General features: G+C 56.6%; 21 protein-coding genes. 20 read left to right on the top strand and 1 reads right to left on the bottom strand.

The genetic code is table 11. From position 1 onward, the window contains the following. The first annotated feature begins 3 nt into the window (after nucleotides 1-3). The 19 genes from rplN to bfr all read left to right on the top strand — a co-directional run bounded on the left by rplN (nucleotide 4) and on the right by bfr (nucleotide 10,987). A complete protein-coding gene (rplN, locus tag KGA83_RS12840) occupies nucleotides 4-372 on the top strand; it encodes a 50S ribosomal protein L14 (protein ID WP_002555479.1) in 369 nt (122 codons plus the stop codon). Between the two features lie 11 nt (nucleotides 373-383). Beyond that, entirely contained in the window at nucleotides 384-698 is a 315-nt protein-coding gene (gene rplX, locus KGA83_RS12845; protein WP_003176416.1) for a 50S ribosomal protein L24, read from the top strand. 22 nt (nucleotides 699-720) lie between these two features. Then, complete coding sequence (gene rplE, locus KGA83_RS12850) at nucleotides 721-1,260, top strand: 50S ribosomal protein L5 (RefSeq protein ID WP_003210069.1); 540 nt, start codon at nucleotides 721-723, stop codon at nucleotides 1,258-1,260. A 13-nt stretch (nucleotides 1,261-1,273) separates the two neighbouring features. Continuing rightward, entirely contained in the window at nucleotides 1,274-1,579 is a 306-nt protein-coding gene (gene rpsN, locus KGA83_RS12855) for a 30S ribosomal protein S14 (protein ID WP_003176414.1), read from the top strand. A gap of 209 nt (nucleotides 1,580-1,788) precedes the next feature. After that, complete coding sequence (gene rpsH, locus KGA83_RS12860; protein ID WP_003186040.1) at nucleotides 1,789-2,181, top strand: 30S ribosomal protein S8; 393 nt, start codon at nucleotides 1,789-1,791, stop codon at nucleotides 2,179-2,181. 12 nt (nucleotides 2,182-2,193) lie between these two features. Next, nucleotides 2,194-2,727 (top strand): 50S ribosomal protein L6, encoded by a 534-nt coding sequence (rplF, locus tag KGA83_RS12865; RefSeq protein WP_003176412.1) that lies wholly within the window; start codon nucleotides 2,194-2,196, stop codon nucleotides 2,725-2,727. A gap of 10 nt (nucleotides 2,728-2,737) precedes the next feature. Next, entirely contained in the window at nucleotides 2,738-3,088 is a 351-nt protein-coding gene (rplR, locus tag KGA83_RS12870) for a 50S ribosomal protein L18 (protein WP_003186037.1), read from the top strand. A gap of 3 nt (nucleotides 3,089-3,091) precedes the next feature. Continuing rightward, nucleotides 3,092-3,592: a 30S ribosomal protein S5 gene (gene rpsE, locus KGA83_RS12875; RefSeq protein WP_003186035.1), complete on the top strand. Its 501-nt coding sequence runs from the start codon at nucleotides 3,092-3,094 to the stop codon at nucleotides 3,590-3,592. A 2-nt stretch (nucleotides 3,593-3,594) separates the two neighbouring features. Continuing rightward, nucleotides 3,595-3,771 (top strand): 50S ribosomal protein L30, encoded by a 177-nt coding sequence (rpmD, locus tag KGA83_RS12880; RefSeq protein WP_003186033.1) that lies wholly within the window; start codon nucleotides 3,595-3,597, stop codon nucleotides 3,769-3,771. Between the two features lie 3 nt (nucleotides 3,772-3,774). Then, nucleotides 3,775-4,212, top strand: a complete 438-nt coding sequence (gene rplO, locus KGA83_RS12885; protein WP_003228720.1) for a 50S ribosomal protein L15 — start codon at nucleotides 3,775-3,777, stop codon at nucleotides 4,210-4,212. Beyond that, on the top strand, nucleotides 4,213-5,541 hold the full coding sequence (gene secY / locus KGA83_RS12890; protein ID WP_003228718.1) for a preprotein translocase subunit SecY: 1,329 nt from the start codon (nucleotides 4,213-4,215) through the stop codon (nucleotides 5,539-5,541). Nucleotides 5,542-5,565: 24 nt separating this feature from the next. After that, nucleotides 5,566-5,682: a 50S ribosomal protein L36 gene (gene rpmJ / locus KGA83_RS12895; protein ID WP_002555468.1), complete on the top strand. Its 117-nt coding sequence runs from the start codon at nucleotides 5,566-5,568 to the stop codon at nucleotides 5,680-5,682. Between the two features lie 130 nt (nucleotides 5,683-5,812). Further along, on the top strand, nucleotides 5,813-6,169 hold the full coding sequence (rpsM, locus tag KGA83_RS12900; protein WP_009045849.1) for a 30S ribosomal protein S13: 357 nt from the start codon (nucleotides 5,813-5,815) through the stop codon (nucleotides 6,167-6,169). A gap of 30 nt (nucleotides 6,170-6,199) precedes the next feature. Then, entirely contained in the window at nucleotides 6,200-6,589 is a 390-nt protein-coding gene (gene rpsK / locus KGA83_RS12905) for a 30S ribosomal protein S11 (RefSeq protein ID WP_002555466.1), read from the top strand. A gap of 18 nt (nucleotides 6,590-6,607) precedes the next feature. Next, the gene (gene rpsD / locus KGA83_RS12910) at nucleotides 6,608-7,228 is read left to right on the top strand and encodes a 30S ribosomal protein S4 (RefSeq protein ID WP_003176404.1); all 621 of its coding nucleotides are present in this window, start codon (nucleotides 6,608-6,610) and stop codon (nucleotides 7,226-7,228) included. A gap of 22 nt (nucleotides 7,229-7,250) precedes the next feature. After that, nucleotides 7,251-8,252 carry a DNA-directed RNA polymerase subunit alpha gene (locus KGA83_RS12915; protein ID WP_007970428.1) on the top strand — a complete coding sequence of 334 codons (1,002 nt, stop codon included), beginning with the start codon at nucleotides 7,251-7,253 and terminating at the stop codon, nucleotides 8,250-8,252. A 42-nt stretch (nucleotides 8,253-8,294) separates the two neighbouring features. Continuing rightward, nucleotides 8,295-8,681 carry a 50S ribosomal protein L17 gene (gene rplQ / locus KGA83_RS12920; RefSeq protein WP_046041617.1) on the top strand — a complete coding sequence of 129 codons (387 nt, stop codon included), beginning with the start codon at nucleotides 8,295-8,297 and terminating at the stop codon, nucleotides 8,679-8,681. A 237-nt stretch (nucleotides 8,682-8,918) separates the two neighbouring features. Further along, entirely contained in the window at nucleotides 8,919-10,373 is a 1,455-nt protein-coding gene (locus KGA83_RS12925) for a catalase (protein ID WP_223529847.1), read from the top strand. Between the two features lie 149 nt (nucleotides 10,374-10,522). Continuing rightward, a complete protein-coding gene (bfr, locus tag KGA83_RS12930) occupies nucleotides 10,523-10,987 on the top strand; it encodes a bacterioferritin (RefSeq protein WP_108218344.1) in 465 nt (154 codons plus the stop codon). Between the two features lie 179 nt (nucleotides 10,988-11,166). Here bfr and uvrA read toward each other — a convergent pair whose 3' ends face one another. Continuing rightward, on the bottom strand, nucleotides 11,167-14,001 hold the full coding sequence (gene uvrA, locus KGA83_RS12935; protein ID WP_108218345.1) for an excinuclease ABC subunit UvrA: 2,835 nt from the start codon (nucleotides 13,999-14,001) through the stop codon (nucleotides 11,167-11,169). Between the two features lie 191 nt (nucleotides 14,002-14,192). Between uvrA and KGA83_RS12940 the strand changes: the two genes are divergently transcribed. Next, on the top strand, nucleotides 14,193-15,590 hold the full coding sequence (locus KGA83_RS12940; protein WP_108218346.1) for an MFS transporter: 1,398 nt from the start codon (nucleotides 14,193-14,195) through the stop codon (nucleotides 15,588-15,590). Nucleotides 15,591-15,598 lie beyond the last annotated feature (8 nt).

The following is a 15,598-nucleotide window of genomic DNA, read 5'->3' on the forward strand; positions in this document are numbered from 1 at the left end:
TATATGATTCAGACTCAATCCATGCTCGATGTGGCCGATAACAGCGGCGCTCGCCGTGTTATGTGCATCAAGGTGCTGGGTGGCTCCCATCGTCGTTACGCTGGTATCGGTGACATCATCAAAGTTACCGTGAAGGAAGCAATTCCTCGCGGTAAAGTGAAAAAAGGCCAAGTGATGACTGCTGTTGTAGTCCGCACTCGTCACGGCGTACGTCGTGCTGATGGCTCCATTATCCGCTTTGATGGCAACGCTGCTGTTCTTCTGAACAACAAGCAAGAGCCGATCGGCACCCGTATCTTTGGGCCAGTGACCCGTGAACTTCGTACTGAGAAGTTCATGAAGATCGTCTCGCTCGCCCCAGAAGTGCTGTAAGGAGATCCGACATGCAAAAGATTCGTCGTGACGACGAGATCATCGTGATCGCCGGCAAAGACAAAGGTAAGCGCGGTAAGGTGCTTAAGGTTCTCGCTAACAACCGTTTGGTTATTGGCGGTCTGAACCTGGTTAAGCGTCATACCAAGCCTAACCCGATGTCGGGCGTACAGGGCGGTATCGTCGAAAAAGAAGCTCCGCTGGATGCTTCTAACGTCGCCATTTTCAACGGCGAAACCAACAAGGCTGACCGCGTTGGTTTCAAAGTAGAAGACGGCAAGAAAATTCGTGTCTTCAAGTCGACCCAAAAAGCGGTTGATGCTTGAACACTGCTAGGTAGATGAGACCATGGCACGACTAAAAGAGATTTACCGGAAGGAAATCGCTCCGAAACTTAAGGAAGAACTTAAGCTTTCGAACGTGATGGAAGTTCCGCGCGTTACCAAAATCACCCTGAACATGGGTCTGGGCGAAGCGATCGGCGACAAAAAAGTCATCGAGCACGCTGTTGCTGACCTGGAAAAGATCACCGGCCAGAAAGTCGTTGTGACCTACGCTCGCAAATCCATCGCTGGCTTTAAAGTCCGTGAAGGTTGGCCGATCGGCGTCAAAGTGACCCTGCGCCGTGAGCGTATGTACGAGTTCCTGGATCGTCTGCTGTCGATCTCCCTGCCTCGGGTTCGCGACTTCCGCGGCCTGAATGCCAAGTCCTTCGATGGTCGTGGCAACTACAGCATGGGCGTGAAAGAGCAGATCATCTTCCCGGAAATCGACTACGACAAGATCGATGCTCTCCGCGGTCTGGACATCACCCTGACCACCACTGCCAAGAACGATGATGAAGGCCGCGCTCTGCTGCGTGCGTTCAAATTCCCGTTCCGCAACTGATTGGAGTAGGACCATGGCCAAGATGAGCATGAAAAACCGCGAGCTGAAGCGTCAGCTCACGGTTGCCAAGTACGCCAAGAAGCGTGCAGCACTGAAAGCTATCATCGTTGATCTGAACGCAAGTCCAGAAGCGCGTTGGGAAGCTACAGTAGCCCTGCAGAAGCAGCCACGTGACGCAAGCGCTTCGCGCATGCGTAACCGCTGCCGCCTGACCGGTCGTCCACACGGCGTTTACCGCAAGTTCGGCCTCGGCCGTAACAAGCTGCGTGAAGCTGCCATGCGTGGTGACGTACCGGGTCTGGTTAAAGCCAGCTGGTAAGTACTGTCAAAGTCTCGGTGTCCAGGATCGCAAGATCCTGACCATCGGTGGCCTTGAATCTGGATCAAGCCCCTTTTGGGGCTTGATTCATTTCTGGGGTGTGTCTAGAATACCCGGCTCGCCTGAGCCCGTGTTTTTCATGCTCGGAGATTCTCGGCGACACGTAATAGCCGCAAGGCTAATTTTTTTGTATTAGGAGCGTCTAGCCCATGAGTATGCAGGACCCGTTAGCGGACATGCTAACTCGTATCCGTAATGCCCAGATGGCTGAAAAGTCCGTCGTAAGCATGCCATCTTCCACGTTGAAGGTAGCTGTTGCCAAAGTCCTGAAGGACGAAGGTTACATTGCGGGTTATCAGATCAGCAGCGAAATCAAACCTCTGCTGTCCATCGAGCTGAAGTACTTCGAAGGCCGTCCGGTTATCGAAGAAGTGAAGCGCGTTAGCCGTCCAGGCCTGCGTCAGTACAAGTCCGTCGATGATCTGCCAAAAGTTCGTGGCGGTCTCGGTGTGTCTATCGTCTCCACCAACAAGGGTGTGATGACTGATCGTGCTGCGCGCGCTGCCGGTGTCGGCGGCGAAGTTCTTTGCACTGTGTTCTAAGGGGGGATAAGCATGTCACGCGTCGCTAAGAACCCCGTTAAGCTGCCAGCCGGTGTCGAAGTAAAATTCGCAGGCCAACAGCTTTCGGTGAAGGGTGCCAAGGGTACTCTTGAACTGAACATCCATTCGTCCGTTGAGATCGTTGAAGAAGCTGGTGAGCTGCGTTTCGCTGCTCGCAATGGCGATCAACAGACTCGCGCAATGGCTGGTACCACTCGTGCGTTGGTAAACAACATGGTCCAAGGCGTAAGCCAAGGCTTCGAGCGCAAGCTCCAGCTGGTCGGTGTTGGTTACAAAGCGCAAGCAAAAGGCACAGTGCTGAACCTGGCTCTTGGCTTCTCGCACCCAGTGGATTACGAACTGCCGGAAGGCATCACCGCTGAGACTCCTAGCCAGACCGATATCCTGATCAAGGGCATCGACAAGCAGCTGGTAGGTCAAGTGGCCGCCGAGATCCGCGACTTCCGTCCACCAGAGCCGTACAAAGGCAAAGGTGTGCGCTACGCGGACGAAGTCGTCCGTCGTAAAGAAGCCAAGAAGAAGTAGGGCATAGCAAATGACCGACAAAAAAGTTACTCGACTGCGTCGCGCTCGCAAAGCACGCCTGAAAATGCACGAACTCGAAGTCGTGCGTCTCTGCGTGTTCCGCTCTTCGCAGCACATCTACGCCCAGGTCATTTCGGCCGACGGCAACAAAGTCCTGGCAAGCGCCTCGACTTTGGATAAAGAACTGCGTGATGGTGCCACCGGCAACATCGACGCGGCCACTAAGGTTGGCCAGCTGGTCGCTACGCGTGCTAAGGCCGCTGGCGTCTCGCAAGTGGCTTTCGACCGCTCTGGCTTCAAGTACCACGGCCGCGTTAAAGCGCTGGCTGATGCTGCTCGTGAAGCTGGGCTGGAGTTCTAAGTTATGTCAAATAACGACCAAAAGCGCGACGAAGGCTACATCGAGAAGCTGGTTCAAGTTAACCGCGTAGCCAAAACCGTTAAAGGCGGCCGTATCTTCACTTTCACCGCGTTGACCGTGGTTGGTGATGGTAAGGGCCGTGTTGGCTTCGGCCGTGGCAAGTCGCGTGAAGTGCCTGCTGCGATCCAGAAGGCAATGGAAGCTGCTCGCCGCAACATGATCCAGGTTGATCTGAACGGCACCACTCTGCAGTACGCAATGAAGTCCGCTCACGGCGCTTCGAAGGTGTACATGCAGCCTGCTTCTGAAGGTACCGGTATCATCGCTGGCGGCGCTATGCGTGCTGTCCTCGAAGTTGCTGGCGTTCAGAACGTTCTGGCCAAGTGCTACGGCTCGACTAACCCGGTAAACGTGGTTCACGCCACTTTCAAGGGTTTGAAAGCAATGCAGTCTCCTGAATCCATTGCCGCCAAGCGTGGCAAAAGCGTCAAGGAGATCTTCTGATCATGGCTACCGTAAAAGTAACGCTGATCAAAAGCATGACCGGCCGCATCCCTAACCACAAACTGTGCGTTAAGGGTCTGGGTCTGCGTCGCATCGGTCACACTGTAGAAGTCCTGGATACTCCCGAGAATCGCGGGATGATCAACAAGGCTTACTACATGCTGCGTGTCGAGGGTTAATCGATGAAACTCAATGATCTGAGTCCAGCGCCGGGTTCCCGTCGCGAAAAGCATCGTCCGGGCCGTGGTATCGGTAGCGGTTTGGGTAAGACTGGTGGCCGTGGTCACAAAGGTCAGACCTCCCGCTCCGGTGGCACCATTGCTCCAGGCTTTGAAGGCGGTCAACAGCCGCTGCATCGTCGCCTGCCGAAGTTCGGTTTCGTTTCCCTGAAAGCCATGGACCGCGCAGAAGTGCGTCTGTCCGAGCTGGCTAAAGTGGAAGGCGACATCGTCACCGTGCAGTCCCTGAAAGATGCCAACGTGATCAACGTCAACGTACAGCGTGTGAAAATCATGCTGTCCGGTGAAGTGACTCGCGCTGTCACTATCGGCAAGGGAATCGGCGCCACCAAAGGTGCGCGTGCGGCTATCGAAGCAGCTGGCGGCAAGTTCGAGGAATAAATGGCTAAGCAAGGTGCTCTCTCTGCGCTCGGCAAAGGCGGTATGTCTGAACTCTGGGCTCGTCTGCGTTTTCTGTTCCTGGCGATTATCGTCTACCGAATAGGCGCACACATCCCGGTTCCAGGTATCAACCCGGACCGACTCGCGGACCTGTTTCGACAGAATGAGGGGACCATTCTTAGCTTGTTCAACATGTTTTCCGGCGGCGCGCTGGAACGGATGAGCATCTTTGCACTGGGGATCATGCCGTACATCTCGGCATCGATCATCATGCAACTGATGACTGCCGTCAGCCCGCAGCTGGAGCAGTTGAAGAAGGAAGGTGAAGCTGGCCGTCGCAAGATCAGCCAGTACACCCGCTACGGCACTGTCGTCCTCGCTCTCGTCCAGGCCATTGGCATGTCCATTGGTCTGGCGGGGCAGGGCGTTGCGTTCACTGGTGACTTTGGCTTCCATTTCGTCGCGGTATCCACGTTTGTGGCTGGTGCGATGTTCATGATGTGGCTGGGTGAGCAGATTACTGAGCGTGGTGTTGGCAACGGTATCTCGATGTTGATTTTTTCGGGTATCGTCGCCGGTCTTCCGAGAGCGATCGGGCAGTCTTTCGAGTCTGCACGTCAGGGTGATATCAACATCTTCGCCCTGGTTGCCATCGGTTTGCTGGCAGTAGCGATTATCGGTTTCGTGGTGTTCATTGAGCGTGGTCAGCGTCGTATCGCTGTTCACTACGCCAAGCGTCAGCAGGGCCGCAAGGTCTTTGCCGCGCAGACCAGCCACTTGCCGCTGAAGGTGAACATGGCCGGTGTTATTCCGGCTATTTTCGCGAGCAGCATTTTGCTGTTCCCGGCTTCGTTGGGTGCCTGGTTCGGTCAGTCTGAAGGTATGGGCTGGTTGCAGGACATCTCGCAGTCGATCGCTCCTGGTCAGCCGTTGAATATTCTGCTGTTTAGTGCAGGGATTATTTTCTTCTGCTTCTTCTATACGGCGTTGATGTTCAATCCGAAAGACGTAGCGGAAAACCTGAAGAAGTCCGGTGCCTTTATTCCGGGCATCCGTCCAGGTGAGCAGTCTGCGCGCTACATTGATGGCGTTCTGACTCGCTTGACCATGTTCGGTGCTCTTTACATGACGGCCGTCTGCCTGTTGCCCCAGTTCCTGGTGGTTGCAGCCAACGTACCGTTCTACCTTGGCGGGACCTCGTTGCTGATCGTCGTCGTGGTTGTGATGGACTTCATGTCCCAAGTACAATCGCACCTCGTTTCGCACCAGTACGAATCCCTGATGAAGAAAGCCAACCTGAAGGGTTACGGCAGCGGCATGCTGCGCTGACCCATAAGGTTCGAGGAGTTGGTGATGAAAGTTCGTGCATCGGTGAAAAAGCTGTGCCGTAACTGCAAGATTATTCGCCGCGAAGGTGTTGTTCGAGTAATTTGCAGCGCGGAACCGCGTCACAAACAGCGCCAAGGCTGAGTGTGATTGTGCTTCAAGCCCGGCAGCTAGTGCGCTGCCGGGTTGATTATTTGTTATTACAGCGATATTATCTCGCGCCCTATTTCTTGGCTTCCGGGGCGTAGGTAGCTGTCAATTGGAGTCCCACTGAATGGCCCGTATTGCAGGCGTTAACATTCCAGATAACAAGCATACTGTTATCTCGCTGACCTACATCTATGGTGTTGGTCGCACTACTGCACAGAAAATTTGTGCAGAGACTGGGGTAAACCCAGCAGCAAAGATCAAAGATCTGAGCGACGAGCAAATTGAACAGCTGCGTGGCGAAGTGGCGAAGTTCACCACTGAAGGTGACCTGCGTCGCGAAATCAACATGAAAATCAAGCGCTTGATGGACCTCGGTTGCTATCGCGGTCTGCGTCATCGTCGCGGTCTTCCAGTACGCGGTCAGCGTACCAAGACCAACGCGCGTACCCGTAAAGGTCCGCGTAAGCCGATCCGCAAGTAATCGCCCCAGCGAATCGACAGGAAAATTATCATGGCAAAACCTGCTGCTCGTCCTCGTAAAAAAGTTAAAAAGACAGTGGTTGATGGCATCGCCCACATCCATGCATCTTTTAACAACACCATCGTGACCATCACCGACCGTCAAGGTAACGCGCTTTCTTGGGCTACCTCCGGTGGTTCGGGTTTCCGCGGTTCCCGCAAGTCCACCCCGTTTGCTGCTCAAGTAGCTGCTGAACGTGCTGGTCAAGCTGCGCTGGAATACGGCCTGAAAAACCTCGACGTTAACGTCAAAGGTCCAGGTCCAGGTCGTGAGTCTGCTGTCCGTGCTTTGAACGGCTGTGGCTATAAGATCGCCAGCATCACCGACGTGACGCCAATCCCGCACAACGGGTGCCGTCCGCCGAAGAAGCGCCGCGTGTAATCCAGGAGATTGTAAAGAATGGCTCGTTACATTGGTCCAAAATGCAAACTCGCTCGTCGCGAAGGCACCGATCTCTTCCTGAAGAGCGGCGTGCGCGCGATCGAATCGAAGTGCAACATTGAAGCAGCACCTGGTATCCACGGCCAACGCCGCGGTCGCCAGTCCGACTACGGCACCCAACTGCGTGAAAAGCAGAAGGTCCGTCGTATCTACGGCGTTCTCGAGCGTCAATTCAGCGGCTACTACAAAGAAGCTGCTGGCAAGAAAGGTGCAACCGGTGAAAACCTGCTGCAACTGCTCGAATGCCGTCTGGACAACGTTGTATACCGTATGGGCTTTGGTTCGACTCGTGCCGAATCCCGTCAGCTGGTATCGCACAAGTCGATCAGCGTAAACGGTCAGACCGTTAACGTTCCGTCCTACCAGGTTCGTGCTGGTGACGTGGTCGCTGTTCGCGAGAAAGCAAAAAATCAACTTCGCATTGTCCAAGCTCTCGATCTGTGTGCCCAACGTGGCCGCGTAGAATGGGTAGAAGTAGACACTGAGAAGAAGTCGGGCGTTTTCAAGAACGTTCCAGCTCGCAGTGATCTGTCCGCCGACATCAACGAAAGCCTGATTGTCGAGCTCTACTCCAAGTAAGGGCTAGAAAATAGGTGCATCCATGCAGATTTCGGTAAATGAGTTCCTGACACCCCGCCACATTGATGTGCAGGTTGTCAGTCCAACCCGCGCCAAGATCACTCTCGAGCCTCTCGAGCGTGGCTTTGGCCATACCCTGGGCAACGCGCTGCGCCGCATCCTGTTGTCCTCAATGCCCGGCTGTGCAGTAGTCGAGGCCGAGATTGACGGTGTGCTCCACGAGTACAGCGCCATCGAAGGTGTACAGGAAGACGTCATTGAAATCCTGTTGAACCTTAAAGGTCTGGCTATCAAGCTGCACGGTCGTGACGAAGTTACGCTGACCTTGTCGAAGAAGGGTTCGGGGGTGGTTACCGCTGCCGATATTCAGCTGGATCATGATGTCGAGATCGTTAATCCCGATCACGTAATCGCTAACCTGGCGTCTAACGGCGCCCTGAACATGAAGCTCGTAGTAGCTCGTGGTCGTGGTTATGAACCGGCAGATTCGCGTCAGAGCGATGAAGACGAAAGCCGCAGCATCGGTCGCTTGCAGCTTGACTCTTCGTTCAGCCCGGTTCGCCGTATCGCATACGTGGTGGAAAACGCCCGTGTCGAGCAGCGTACTAACCTGGACAAGCTGGTTATTGATCTGGAAACCAACGGTACTCTGGATCCTGAAGAGGCAATTCGCCGCGCTGCAACCATCCTGCAACAGCAGTTGGCTGCGTTCGTCGACCTCAAGGGTGACAGTGAGCCAGTGGTTGTCGAGCAGGAAGACGAGATCGATCCGATCCTGCTTCGCCCGGTTGACGATCTGGAACTGACTGTACGTTCGGCTAACTGCCTTAAGGCGGAAAACATCTACTACATCGGCGACCTGATTCAGCGTACCGAAGTAGAGCTGTTGAAGACTCCGAACCTGGGCAAGAAATCCTTGACTGAAATCAAGGACGTTCTGGCCTCCCGCGGTCTGTCCCTCGGCATGCGCCTCGACAACTGGCCGCCTGCAAGTCTTAAGAAGGACGACAAGGCGACTGCCTGATCGTCGTAATCACCGAACGTAGTGTTTGGTAAGGAATGAACCATGCGTCATCGTAAAAGTGGTCGTCACCTGAGCCGCACCAGCTCGCACCGCAAGGCCATGTTCCAAAACATGGCGGTGTCGCTGTTCGAGCACGAGCTGATCAAAACTACTCTGCCAAAAGCTAAAGAACTGCGCCGCGTTGCCGAGCCGCTGATCACTTTGGCCAAGATAGATAGCGTTGCTAACCGCCGTCTGGCTTTCGACCGTACTCGTTCGAAAGCTATCGTTGGTAAGCTCTTCAACGACCTGGGCAAGCGTTACGCTACCCGTGAGGGTGGCTACCTGCGCATCCTCAAGTGCGGTTTCCGCGCTGGCGACAACGCGCCTATGGCGTACGTCGAGTTGGTTGATCGTGCTACTGCTGGCGAAGCTGTATCTGCCGAGTAAGACGTCAGTCTGAAACAAAGAACCGGGCCTAGTGCCCGGTTTTTTGTGTCTGTAAGAAATGCACCCTTTGTACAAGCGTCTCCCTCGTCCACAGCGTCATCATGTGATGGGGATGATCATTAGTTTTTCTCTATCGATGTCTGCAAGTTAATGAATTTGTAGCTGTCATATTGATGATCAATACTCCCTCTCAGCCGATAGCCGGCAGTTCAAGACCGACAGAGGAAGGAAGATCGCATGAGCCAAAACACAACGCTTACCACCGCCAGTGGCGCTCCTGTTGCCGATAACCAGAATTCCCGTTCCGCCGGCCCTCGTGGCCCGTTGCTGCTCGACGATTTTCATCTGATTGAGAAGCTTGCCCACTTCAACCGTGAAAATATCCCTGAGCGCCGAGTACACGCCAAAGGCTCGGGTGCCTACGGTACGTTTACCGTGACGCGCGATATCACTCGATACACCAGCGCGAGGCTGTTTGAGGCAGTCGGCAAGCAAACCCCGACTTTCCTGCGGTTTTCCACCGTGGGTGGTGAGCGTGGTTCGGCCGATACCGAGCGTGATCCGCGCGGCTTTGCCTTGAAGTTCTACACCGAGGAAGGCAACTGGGACATCGTTGGCAATAACACCCCCGTGTTCTTCATTCGCGATCCACTGAAGTTTCCGGACTTTATCCACACCCAGAAGCGTTTGCCGCAAAGCAACCTGAAAAGTGCCCAGATGATGTGGGACTTCTGGTCGCATTCGCCCGAGGCGCTGCACCAGGTCACCATCCTGTTCTCCGACCGGGGTATCCCGGATGGATACCGCCACATGCACGGCTTTGGTAGCCATACTTACAGCCTTATCAACGCTCAAGGTGAGCGTCACTGGGTGAAGTGGCACTACAAGACTAAACAGGGGATCAAGAACCTTGCTCCTGCCGAGGCGACGCGCCTGGCGGGTACTGATCCGGATTACGCTCAGCGCGACCTGTTCAATGCCATCGAGCAGGGTGATTTCCCGAAATGGCGCGTATGCATTCAGATCATGAGTGAGGCCCAGGCGGCAGCGCACTACGACAACCCGTTTGATGTCACCAAAACCTGGTCGCAGAAAGAGTTTCCACTGATTGAAGTCGGAGAGCTGGAGCTCAATCGCAATCCGCAGAATTACTTCGCGGAAGTCGAGCAAGCGGCGTTTGGTCCCAGCAATATGGTTCCAGGCGTTGGTCTGTCGCCGGATCGTATGCTGCAAGGTCGGGTCTTCGCCTACGCGGACGCTCATCGCTACCGTGTCGGCACCAATCACCAGCAGTTGCCCGTCAACGCTCCACGGAGTCCGGTCAACACTTACCAGCGCGATGGTTCGATGGCTTTTGGCAGCAATGGCGGTGCGACGCCGAACTATGAGCCGAACAGCTACGTCGAGTCGCCGAAGCAGGCGCCTCGTTATGCAGAACCGGCGTTGGCCCTCAGTGGTGCCGCCGATCGTTACGATCATCGTGAAGATACTGATTACTACAGTCACGCTGGCGCGTTGTTCCGCTTGATGTCTGAAGAGCAGAAATCACTGCTGGTCAGCAACATCGCCGGTGCGATGGCGGGTGTGTCGAGCGATGTGGTCGATCGCCAGCTGCAACATTTCTACAAGGCTGACCCGGCGTATGGAGAAGCAATCGCAAAGCTGCTCAACGTACAGCTTAACGAAGTCTAAATGAGAAGCAGAACCGCCCTTGTTAGGGCGGTTTTTTGCGTTATTTCGGCTGATTTTCTCAGGATATCTTCGCTTTTATTGCGTCTTGCGAGTGACGATAAGGGCATGTTGGTTCAAACTACAACTTTCAAGCAGGGAGATGTAGGGCGATGCAAGGCCACCCGGATGTGATCGATTACCTCAACACGTTGCTGACCGGCGAACTGGCCGCGCGTGATCAATATTTCGTCCACTCGCGGATGTATGAGGACTGGGGTTTCACCAAGCTCTACGAACGAATCAACCACGAGATGGAAGAGGAAGCAGGGCACGCTGATGCCCTGATGCGCCGGATTCTGATGCTCGAAGGCACGCCGCGCATGCGTCCGGACGATCTCGATGTCGGCACCACGGTGACAGAGATGCTCGAAGCGGATTTGCGCCTGGAATACAAGGTTCGTGCTGCGCTGTGCAAGGGCATCTCGCTCTGCGAGCAGCACAAGGACTATGTCAGCCGCGAAATGCTGCGGGTTCAATTGCACGACACCGAAGAAGATCACACCTACTGGCTCGAGAAGCAGTTGGGTCTGATCAAGTTGATCGGGCTTGAGAACTACCTGCAATCCCACGCCTGATTGCATAGGGGAAGCCCCAACGTCTTTTGTAGGAGCGAGCTTGCTCGCGAAAAATCTGAAGGCGCTGCGTTATCGTTTGCGACCTTCGTCGGAACGCCGCCCGGAGCAAGCTCGCTCCTACAGATATAAAAAAGCCCCTGTCATTGATGAAGTGACAGGGGCTTTTTCGTGGGGCCAGGTTAAGCCCGGTCACGCTCCAGCAGCGGTTTGAGGTAGTAGCCAGTATGAGACTGCTTCATCTCGGACACTTCCTCTGGTGTGCCGACGGCAATGATCTGCCCGCCCTTGGAACCACCCTCCGGACCCAGGTCAACCAGCCAGTCAGCGGTCTTGATCACGTCCAGGTTGTGTTCGATCACTACCACTGTGTTGCCGTGGTCGCGCAGGCGATGCAGCACGTCCAGCAGTTGCTGGATATCCGCAAAGTGCAGCCCGGTGGTGGGTTCGTCGAGGATGTACAGGGTCTTGCCGGTATCGCGCTTGGACAGTTCGCGGGACAGTTTCACCCGCTGGGCTTCACCGCCGGACAGCGTGGTCGCCGATTGCCCCAGCTTGATGTATGACAGGCCGACGTCCATCAACGTTTGCAGCTTGCGCGCCAGGGCCGGTACGGCATCGAAGAACACCCGCGCTTCCTCGATGGTCATCTCGAGGGTTTCGTGGATGCTCTTGCCCTTGTACTTGATCTCAAGGGTTTCACGGTTGTAGCGCTTGCTCTTGCACACGTCGCAGGGCACATAGATGTCCGGCAGGAAGTGCATCTCCACCTTGATCAGGCCATCGCCCTGGCAGGCTTCGCAACGCCCGCCCTTCACGTTGAAGGAGAAGCGCCCCGGCCCGTAGCCACGGGAGCGGGACTCCGGTACGCCGGCGAACAACTCGCGGATCGGTGTAAACAGCCCGGTGTAGGTCGCCGGGTTGGAGCGCGGTGTACGGCCAATCGGGCTCTGGTCGATGTCGACGACCTTGTCCAGGTGCTCGAGGCCTTTGATGTTGTCGTGGGCGGCCGCTTCAAGGGTAGTGGCGCCATTCAGCGCCGTAGCGCTCAAAGGGAACAGCGTGTTGTTGATCAGGGTCGACTTGCCTGAGCCGGATACGCCGGTCACACAGGTCAGCAAGCCAATTGGAATCTCCAGGTCGACATCGCGCAGGTTGTTGCCGCGCGCACCCTTGAGCGACAGCGTCAGCTTCTTGTTGCGCGGTGTGCGCTTGGTCGGGACTTCGATCTTTACCCGGCCTGACAGGTATTTGCCCGTCAGCGAGTCCGGGTGCGCCATGACCTCGGCCGGTGTGCCTTCGGCGACGATATGCCCGCCGTGCACGCCGGCGCCCGGGCCGATGTCCACCACGTAGTCGGCAAGACGGATCGCGTCTTCGTCGTGCTCGACCACGATCACGGTGTTACCGATATCGCGCAGGTGCTTGAGGGTGCCCAGCAGCCGGTCGTTATCGCGCTGATGCAGGCCGATGGAGGGTTCGTCGAGGATGTACAGGACGCCCACCAGGCCGGCGCCAATCTGGCTGGCCAGACGAATACGCTGGGCCTCGCCACCGGACAGGGTGTCCGCACTGCGATCCAGCGACAGATAGTCGAGACCGACGTTGACCAGGAACTGCAGGCGTTCGCGGATTTCCTTGAGAATCTTGTCGGCAATTTCGCCACGCCGGCCGGTGAGCTTGAGCCCGCCAAAATAATCGGACGCATCGCCGATCGGCAGGTTGGTCACCGCCGGCAGGGTTTTCTCGCCAACCCACACATGACGCGCCTCACGCCGCAGACGGGTGCCGCGGCAATCCGGGCATGACTGGGTGCTGAGGAACTTGGCCAGCTCTTCGCGCACCGATGCCGATTCAGTCTCGCGGTAGCGTCGCTCCAGGTTCGGCACGATGCCTTCGAACGGATGCGAGCGTTTGACGATGTCGCCACGGTCGTTCAGGTATTTGAAGTCGACGTTTTGCGAACCGCTGCCGTGCAGGATGAATTTCTGCTGATCGGCCGGCAGTTCGTTGAACGGTACTTCCAGGCTGAACTTGTAGTGCGAGGCCAGCGAGCCGAGCATCTGGAAGTAATAGACGTTGCGCCGATCCCAACCGCGAATCGCCCCTTCGGCCAGGGTCAGTTCGCCATTGACCAGGCGCTTGATGTCGAAGAACTGCTTCACCCCCAAACCATCGCAGGTCGGGCAAGCGCCGGCCGGGTTGTTGAAGGAGAACAGTTTTGGCTCAAGCTCGCTGATGGCGTGGCCACAAATCGGGCAGGCGAAGCGTGCGGAGAAGATCATCTCTTCGCCGGGCTCGTCGTCCATCGGCGCCACCAGGGCGATGCCATCTGCCAATTTCAGCGCGGTTTCGAAGGATTCCGCCAGGCGCTGTTGCAGGTCGGCGCGGACCTTGAAGCGGTCGACCACGACATCGATCGTATGTTTTTTCTGCTTGTCGAGCTTGGGTGCTTCGTCCAGCTCATAGAGCTTGCCGTTGATCCGGGCGCGGACGAAGCCTTGGGCGCGCAGCTCTTCGAAAACCGACAGGTGCTCGCCTTTGCGCTCGCGGATGACTGGCGCCAACAGCATCAGCTTACTGCCCTCCGGTTCGGCGAGGACCAGGTCGACCATCTGGCTGACGGTCTGCGCTTCCAGCGGGATGTCGTGATCCGGGCAACGTGGAATACCCACGCGAGCATAAAGCAGGCGCAGGTAGTCGTAGATTTCGGTAATGGTGCCGACCGTCGAGCGCGGGTTGTGCGAGGTGGACTTCTGCTCGATGGAGATCGCCGGCGACAGGCCTTCGATGGTGTCGACGTCGGGTTTTTCCATCATTGACAGGAACTGCCGGGCGTAGGCCGACAGCGATTCGACGTAGCGGCGCTGACCTTCGGCGTACAGGGTGTCGAAAGCCAGGGACGACTTGCCGGAGCCGGACAGGCCGGTGATGACGATCAGTTTGTCCCGTGGCAGGGTCAGGTCGATGTTCTTCAGGTTGTGGGTTCGAGCCCCACGAATCAGGATCTTGTCCAAGGTGGCCTCGCTCGGCGGGCGTCGAAAACGTAGGAGTATACGGCCAAATACTGGATGGATGCACACTATCAAGCGAATGGGCTACTGTCTTACATGAAGAGTGCGTCAGCAATGCGCGTCAAAGCGTCGCGATATACCCAGCCAATCGATGGGACTGGTAGAATCGCCGCCGGTTCACATGAGGTTTTTCCATGCACGATCCCCACAGCGAGCGCATGAGTGGCAGCGAGACCCGCGCAGCAAGCGGTCTGGCCCTGGTGTTCGCCTTCCGTATGCTTGGCATGTTCATGGTGTTGCCGGTACTGGCGACCTATGGGATGGATCTGGCCGGAGCCACGCCGGCCCTGATCGGCCTGGCGATCGGCGCCTATGGCCTGACCCAGGCGATTTTCCAGATTCCGTTCGGGTTCATTTCCGACCGCATCGGTCGCCGCCCGGTGATTTACCTGGGCTTGATCGTCTTTGCCCTCGGCAGTCTGCTGGCAGCCAATGCCGATTCGATCTGGGGTGTGATTGCCGGGCGCATCCTGCAGGGCGCCGGGGCGATTTCCGCGGCGGTCATGGCCTTACTGTCGGACCTGACCCGCGAGCAACACCGGACCAAGGCCATGGCCATGATCGGCATGACCATCGGCCTGTCGTTTGCGGTGGCCATGGTGGTCGGCCCGCTGCTGACCCGCGCCTTCGGGTTGTCCGGGCTGTTCCTTGCCACGGGCGGCATGGCGTTGTTCGGCATCGTGATCGTGATGTTCATGGTGCCGCGCACCACCGGCCCGTTGCAGCATCGCGAATCCGGTGTCGCGCGCCAGGCGCTGATACCGACCCTCAAGCATCCGGACCTGCTGCGCCTGGACCTCGGCATTTTTGTGTTGCACGCGATGTTGATGTCCAGCTTCGTCGCCTTGCCACTGGCGCTAGTCGAAAAGGCCGGGCTGCCCAAAGAGCAGCACTGGTGGGTGTATCTGACCGCGCTGCTGATTTCTTTCTTCGCCATGATCCCGTTCATTATCTACGGCGAGAAGAAACGCAAAATGAAACGAGTTTTACTCGGCGCCGTCGTGACGCTGATGCTCACTGAGCTATTCTTTTGGCAGTTCGGCGACAGCTTGCGGGCTCTGGTGATCGGTACGGTGGTGTTCTTCACCGCGTTCAATCTGCTGGAAGCTTCGTTGCCATCGCTGATCAGCAAGGTTTCACCGGCGGGCGGCAAGGGCACGGCGATGGGGGTTTATTCCACCAGCCAGTTCCTCGGGTCGGCATTGGGTGGCATTCTTGGCGGCTGGCTGTTCCAGCATGGCGGTCTGTCGGTTGTGTTCCTCGGATGCGCCGGTCTGGCTGCCCTCTGGCTGGCCTTTGCTGTTACCATGCGAGAACCTCCCTACGTGACAAGCCTGCGCTTGCCGTTGTCGCCCGAGGCGATCCGCGAAGCGGGTCTGGTCGAGCGCTTGAAGGCGGTCGTAGGGGTAACAGATGCAGTGATAGTCGCTGATGAAGCGGCCATTTACATCAAATTGGACACCGAACTATTGGATCGCACCACCCTTGAAAGCCTGGTGAACAACCCGGACGGGGCAGCGTGCGTAGCCTAGGAGAACGT

Source organism: Pseudomonas sp. GL-R-19, assembly GCF_019956375.1.
GTDB lineage: Bacteria > Pseudomonadota > Gammaproteobacteria > Pseudomonadales > Pseudomonadaceae > Aquipseudomonas.